Origin of the sequence: Kineococcus sp. NPDC059986 (genome assembly GCF_040702905.1) — a bacterium.
Lineage (GTDB): Bacteria > Actinomycetota > Actinomycetes > Actinomycetales > Kineococcaceae > Kineococcus.
The window spans coordinates 62,848-69,520 of record NZ_JBFBND010000024.1; the positions used below are offsets into that span (position 1 = coordinate 62,848).

The 6,673-nt window shown below is 76.6% G+C and carries 5 protein-coding genes and 1 pseudogene; 2 read left to right on the forward strand and 4 right to left on the reverse strand.

Translation table 11 applies throughout. From position 1 onward, the window contains the following. The first annotated feature begins 10 nt into the window (after positions 1-10). Entirely contained in the window at positions 11-1,027 is a 1,017-nt protein-coding gene (locus AB0637_RS17365) for an aldo/keto reductase (protein WP_366173807.1), read from the forward strand. Positions 1,028-1,051: 24 nt separating this feature from the next. On the opposite strand, the gene AB0637_RS17370 is transcribed toward AB0637_RS17365, so the two are convergent. From AB0637_RS17370 to AB0637_RS17385, 4 genes are all read right to left on the reverse strand, one after another. Further along, complete coding sequence (locus tag AB0637_RS17370) at positions 1,052-4,141, reverse strand: hypothetical protein (protein ID WP_366173812.1); 3,090 nt, start codon at positions 4,139-4,141, stop codon at positions 1,052-1,054. Then, entirely contained in the window at positions 4,138-5,058 is a 921-nt protein-coding gene (locus AB0637_RS17375; RefSeq protein WP_366173808.1) for a DUF3027 domain-containing protein, read from the reverse strand. The genes AB0637_RS17370 and AB0637_RS17375 overlap by 4 nt, the downstream gene beginning before the upstream one ends. Before the next feature lie 2 nt (positions 5,059-5,060). Next, positions 5,061-5,444, reverse strand: a complete 384-nt coding sequence (locus tag AB0637_RS17380) for a cold shock domain-containing protein (RefSeq protein ID WP_366173809.1) — start codon at positions 5,442-5,444, stop codon at positions 5,061-5,063. Between the two features lie 127 nt (positions 5,445-5,571). Continuing rightward, a complete protein-coding gene (locus AB0637_RS17385; protein WP_366173810.1) occupies positions 5,572-6,366 on the reverse strand; it encodes a haloacid dehalogenase-like hydrolase in 795 nt (264 codons plus the stop codon). Positions 6,367-6,551: 185 nt separating this feature from the next. Here AB0637_RS17385 and AB0637_RS17390 point away from each other — a divergent pair. After that, positions 6,552-6,673: pseudogene (locus AB0637_RS17390) on the forward strand (superoxide dismutase); the annotation flags it as partial.

Here is a 6,673-nt window from a genome sequence, read left to right on the forward strand (position 1 = left end):
GGCTCGGGGCATGACCGACCACAACCCCACGGACCTGTCGACCCGCGTCCTGGGCAGCACCGGGAACGGCACCGCCCTCACCGTCTCCGCCCTCGGCCTCGGCTGCATGGGCATGAGCGAGTTCTACGGCACCGGTGACGAGCAGGAGTCGCTGGCGACGATCGCCGCGTTCCTCGACGCCGGCGGCAGCTTCCTCGACACCGCCGACATGTACGGCCCGTTCACGAACGAGCAGCTCGTCGGCCGCGCGATCGCGTCCCGCCGCGACGACGTCGTGCTCGCCACGAAGTTCGGCAACGAGCGCCACGCCGACGGGACCCGCCGCGTCAACGGGTCCCCCGAGTACGTCCGGTCGGCGTGCGACGCCAGCCTGCAGCGCCTCGGCGTGGACCACGTCGACCTCTACTACCAGCACCGCGTCGACCCCACCGTGCCCGTCGAGGAGACGTGGGGTGCGATGGCCGAGCTGGTCACCGCCGGCAAGGTCCGCCACCTCGGGATCAGCGAGGCCGCCCCCGACACGATCCGGCGCGCACACGCGACCCACCCCGTGACCGCCGTGCAGACGGAGTGGTCGCTGTGGACGCGAGACGTCGAGGAGAACGACGTCCTCGGCACCGTGCGCGAGCTCGGCATCGGGTTCGTGCCGTACTCCCCGCTCGGGCGGGGGTTCCTGTCCGGGGCGATCCGCCGCGTCGACGACCTCGCCGAGGACGACTTCCGCCGCGCCAACCCCCGCTTCCAGGGGGAGAACTTCCAGCGGAACCTGCAGCTGGTCGACGAGGTCCGGACCCTGGCCGACGAGCGCGGCGTCACCGCGGGGCAGGTGGCGCTGGCGTGGCTGCTGGCGCAGGGCGACGACGTCGTGCCCATCCCCGGGACGAAGCGTCGGAGCTACCTCGCCGAGAACCTCGCGGCCCTGCAGGTGCGGCTCTCGGCCGACGACCTCGCACGCCTCGACGCCGTCCTGCCGGTCGGGGCGAGCGCGGGGGACCGGTACCCGGACATGTCCAGCGTCCACCGCTGAGGCGGGAGGGCCGCGCGCGGCGGGTCAGCCGAGGCCGGGCAGTTCCTCGGCCAACACCCGCGCGGCCAACCCGGTGTCCTCGTCCAGCAACGCCGCCAGCGCGGACCGGGCCCACCAGGCCCCGGCCGCGAGCGCGAGCCCGCGGCCGGCCCCCGTGCGGTCGGTCGCCACGACGTCCCCACCCTCGCGCACCCAGAACCCGACGGGCGCACCGTCGCAGCGCAGCTCCGGCACCTGCGTCCACGTCCGGGGCAGACTGGGCAGGAGTGCGTGCGCCGCAGCGGGAACCGTGCGTTCCTCGCCCGCGGGGTGGGTGAGCGTCCCGTCGGCGCGATCGGAGGCCAGGTCGACGTCGAGGAGGTCGGCCACCCGCACGGCGTGGGTGGCGGGCACGAGCAGCCGCGGGCCGAGGTCCGTGCGCTGCGCCCACGCGGCGTCGTCGGGGACGACGACGTCACCCGCGTCGGCCGCCACGGCCGTGCCGTCCGCCGCGAGGGCCGCGAGCCGGGGCGCATCCAGCTCCGCCGTCTCGACCGCCGTGCGCCCCAGGGCGCTCCACAGGGCGAGCAGGTCCAGGGCCGTCGGCCCGTCGGGGCGGCCGGCCTCCCGGGCGCTGCGCCGCAGCAGACCCTCGAGGTCCGCGACCCCGGCGGTGGTGAGGTCGTCGAGGACGCCGAGCGCCCGGCGCACCGGGACGGGGAGGGCTGCCAGCTCGGGGGGCGCGGGCGGCAGCCAGCGAGGCGCCGTGCCCGCGGGGTCGCGCACGACGTCCGCGCACGGTCCGTGCCGGCGCAACCACCACGCCGTGAGCGACGGCCGGCGGTGCCCGCCGACCGTCCAGTCCACGGTGACGGCCTGCGTCCCCGCGGGGTCCACGGCCAGGGCGGACAGGACGTCCGGCCACGCGGCCACGACGAGGTCCAGGTCGCGCACGGCGAGGACCCCTTCGACGACCGTGCCCGTCAGGGGTTCGTCCAGGACGTCCGACCAGACCTCCTCGACGTACTGCTCGACGTCCGCCAGACCGAGGTCCGCGGCCTCCCCGACGTCGGCGAGGTCGAGTTCCGGCAGCAGCACCACCGCCGGCCCGGTGAGCACGCCGACGGCCCGCAGGACCCCGGAACCCCACGCACGCAACAGGTCCGGGTGGACGGGGGCCACCTCGTCGGGGTCCAGCGCGCGGGCCGCGAGGGAGCCCGGCACGACGAGCGCGCCCGCGGGCGCGAGCTCGTCGGCGTCGTCCGGCAGTGCGAGGTCGGACAGCCAGGGGAGCCCGTGCGCGACCCGGTCGACCGCCGACGCCTCAGCCCCGTCGCCGTCCCCGTCGCTGTGCCCGCCAGGGTGGACGACGGCGTGGACGAGGGCCAGCACCGCGTCGGCCACCGCGTCGGGGTCGTCGGCGTCGGGGGAGGCGGTCACCGCGGCCCGGACGGCGGGATCGGTGAGCAGGGCCCACGGACCGCCCTCGCGGGCGCCCAGCCGGACGAGCAGGTCCCGTCCCGGTCCGTCGGCGACGGCCGGGTCGACGACCCGCAACCCGTGCTGCCCCAGCAGTTCCGCCGCGTCCGGGTCGAGCGCGGACGGGCCGTCGAGGAGCACGAGACCCCGCGCGCCGTGCACCCGGCGGCCGTCGAGCAGGGGGACGGGCAGACCGCTCATGGCCTCGCGCGCGACGGGGTCGGCCGCGGCGAGCGGCGCCAGCGCGGCCAACAGCGCACGGGTGCCGGCGGCGTCCTGCCCGGGCAGCACGTCGAGCACCTCGGCCAGCCCGAGCCGGGTCACCCCCAGTTCGGTGAGCAGCCGGTCCACGCGCCGCGGGGCCGGGACGAGACCGGCGAGCGCGGGGGCCAGCGCGGCGAGGAGGTGGGGGTCGTCCGCCCCCGCGCCCGTGAGGGCGACGGCCGAGGACGGCCGCACGGGCAGCGGGGCGCCGTCGACGCGCTCGACGCACAGCAGCAGCGGCACGTCCCGGGCCCGGTCGAGGACCCGCCGGCGCAGTTCGGCGTCCACGCGGCCCGCCGCCGCACCGTCGGGGACGAGGTCCAGGGCGTCACCGCCGTCGGCCGCCACCTCGGCGAGGAGGTCGCCGTACGCCGCGGCGGCCGCGTCGAAGAGCACGTCGGCGGCCCGTCCGGGCGCCACCCGGCGGCGGTCCGGGCCGAGCGGGAAGCTGCCGACGAGCAGGGCCCGCCACGGCAGGTCCTCGTCGGTGGGTGTCGGCGCGCAGAGGACGCCCGGCGACCGGACCCCGGGGGCGGTCGGCAGGGCCCAGGTGAGCTGCCACCCCAGCCGCCGACGGTCCTCCACGCCCCGGTCCGCGACGTCGGCCGCGTCGAGCCGGCCCTGACGGCGCACGACGTGCCAGCGGTCCGTCACGTCGGCCGTGCGCACGGGATCCGCGTCCGGCCGGTCCACGACGACCTCGGCCAGCCCCGGGAGCGCGAGCAGCAGGACGTCCGCCCCGCCGTCAGCCAGCTCGGCGAGCTGGGTGCGGACCACGTCCCGGGCGGCGGTGTCCCGTAGCGGCAGTTCGACGACGGTGTCGTACCCCGGGGGCACCGCGGCCGCGGCGGGGGCGGGGAACGGCAGGCGCAGCGCGGCGACGTGACCGTCGCGGGCGTCGAGCTCGGCGACGGCACGCGGCGCGCCGTCCCGGACCGCGGTGGCGGAGTCCTTGCGGGAGAAGCGGACCGCCCCGTCGCGGGAGCGCAGGGCCGGTTCGTCGGTGACGGCCAGGACGGCGGCGAACCCGACACCGAAGCGCCCCACCGACCCTCCGGCGCCGCCGTCGGCCTTGCCGCTGGCACGCAGCGTCGACAGTCCCTCGACGCCCGCTGCGGTCAGGGGTGCCCCGGTGTTGGCGGCCAGCAGGGTGCCGGCACCGCCCGCGGGGTCCTCCAGCAGTCGCAGCAGGAGCCGCCCGGGGACGTCGACCGCGCTCGCCGCGTCGGCCGCGTTCTGGGCCAGCTCGACGACGAGCCGGTCGCGGTACGCGCCCAGCGCCGCGTCCTCCTCGGCGTTCGCGTCCTCGCGCAGCCGCGCCGGGGAGGCGTTCCAGGCGGTGAGGACGCGGTCGCGCAGCGCCGCGGTGCCGAAGGGGTCGGTCGGGGTCAGCTCGTCGCCTCGACCGCCGCGTCCGCGGTGTCGTCCTCGTCGTGGGCGTCCTCGTCGTGGGCGTCCGCGTCGTCTGCGGTCGAGACGGCGCTCGCGGACGTGTCGACGAGGTCGAGCGCGTCGGGGGAGAGGTCGTCGATGAGGGGCGACGTCGGCTCGTCGGGGGTCACCTCGACGTCGGTCTCGCTGTGCGCACCGCACCCGTGGTCGGCGCTCACGACGCGACCGTCCTCGGGGGACCACTCGCTCGCGCACACCCCGAAGACCTGCCGCAGGGAACCGGCGATCGCGAGGAAGAACCCGCACGTCGAGCACTGGCCCTTGGCGTTCTCGGCGATCTCGGTGCGCGGGCCGCGGTCGCCCTCGTACCAGCGCTTCGCGGCCTCGTCCCGCCCCAGCGGGGACAGCACGCGTTCGCGGCCCAGGCCGAGGTCCCACAGGGCGACCTGGTCGAGGTCCGCGTCGCCGGTCTCCTCGAACCCGGGTTCGAGGAGCGGGTCGTCCTCCTTGCGCGGCAACGTGTCCTGCGGTCCGACGTCGCCGGGGGAGAGGCGTTCGGCCCACGGCAGCCACTCCGGCGGCTGCAGCGCGTCGTCCCCGGGCAGCAGGCAGACCTCGCTGACGGTGACGTTGCGGGCGCGGGAGGCGCGCGTGACGGTGACCGTCCAGCGCCAGCCGCGGTAGCCCGGCAGCAGGCACGCGAAGGTGTGGCTGACGATGCGGTCGCCCTCGGGCACGGCGTCGAGGTGCTCCCCGACCGTCCCCTCCTCGGCGACCTCCTCGGCGGCGGCGCGCGCGAGGTCGACGGCCCCGGCCGCGGCGGCGTCCAGCGTCGGCTTGCGCGGCCGGCGGACCCGCTTGGCCTCGGTGGCGGCGGTGACGGAGGTGGTCTCGTCCTCGACGGCGTTCTCGCTCACGGTCACGCCTCGAGGTCGTCGGCGACGGCCCGCAGCACGGCGGCGACCTTGCGGGCGCCGGCGGCCTCGGGGTAGCGGCCGCGACGGAGCGATCCGGAGACACCGTCGAGCAGCTTGATGAGGTCCTCGACGATCGGGACCATGTCCTCGGGCTTCTTGCGCGTGGCGCGGCTCACCGAGTGCACGGGGTCCAGGACACGCACGGACAGCGCCTGGTTGCCGTTCTTGCCCTGCACCACGCCGAACTCCACGCGGGTGCCCTTCGACAGCGTCGCGGTGCCCGTGGGCAGCGCGGACGCGTGCACGAAGACCTCCTCACCGCCTTCGGCGGCGAGGAAGCCGAACCCCTTGTCGGCGTCGAACCACTTGACCTTGCCAGTCGGCACGAACTTCTCCAGCCTGCGGTGCCGGGCGCAGCGGTGGGCCGCGCGCACCGGCGGGTGCGTCCAGTGTCTGAGCGGCCCGGCGTCCGGCCGACCACGAGGTCGGCGGTCCGTGGGCCGTCGTACCAGGTTAACCGGGCAGCGGTGCGGCCCGCTCACTCTTGCGCCCGCCGTCGTGGCGGGCGCCGCCGGAGCGCAGGTCGACGACGTGGGTCGAGAGCCAGTCGGGGAAGTCCTCCAGGCTCGACAGCACGACATCGGCCCCGGCCTCGAGGAGGGCGGCGGTGTCGTGCGACCCCGTCGTGACCGCCACGGCGACGGCTCCGGCCACGGCGGCGGCGCGGACGTCGCCGGGGTGGTCGCCCACGTAGGCGGTGGCCCCGAGCTGCGCCAGGCGCAGGCCCTTGTCCTCGGCGAACAGGTCGCCCGTCACGTCGGCGTCGGCGACCGCGCCGGCCAGCCCCGTCACCGACAGCACACGGTGGACGTTGGGGGTGTGCTTGGCGCTGACGACGACGCTGCGGCCGCCGTGCGCCGCGGGGGCGGCCAGGGCGGCCGCCGCGCCGGGGTAGGGGCGCACGGACGCGATGCCGAGCGAGGGGTACAGGTGCCGGTACCGCGCCTGCAGGACGTCGATCTCCTCGGCCGGGGTGCCCGGGGCGAGCCCGGCGAGGATCAGGTCGAGCGGCATGCCCGCGTAGGGCCAGGTGTCGGCGGCCGTGACCGTGACCCCCACCTCGGCCAGGACGGCGCGCAGCGTCGCGGCGATGCCGTCGCTGGAGTCGACGAGGGTCATGTCCAGGTCGAAGCCGACCACCGGGACCTGCGGCACGGCGACGGTCGCCGCTGCGTCGTCGGCGCTCGTCACGGTGTCGGGGCTGCCGTCGGTGCGGGGCTCGGGCGCGGAGGCCGGCGCGGACGTCATGGGGCGACCCTACGGGGCGCGTCCGGGCGCGACCCCGGGCGCGGGGAGGTGATCACGCGGTGAGAGGCTGCAAGCGCCGGTTGCGCACCCCTGGGAGCTGCGCGAAGGTCACGGGTGCGAGGCGGTCGCGAGCGGTCGCGAGCCGTCGCCCGCCGCGCGCTGAGGATCGCTGACGAGGAGAAGGCATGGCTGACTACACCCTTCCGGATCTGCCCTACGACTACTCCGCGCTCGAGCCCCACATCTCCGGGGCGATCATGGAGCTGCACCACGACAAGCACCACGCCACCTACGTGACCGGCGCCAA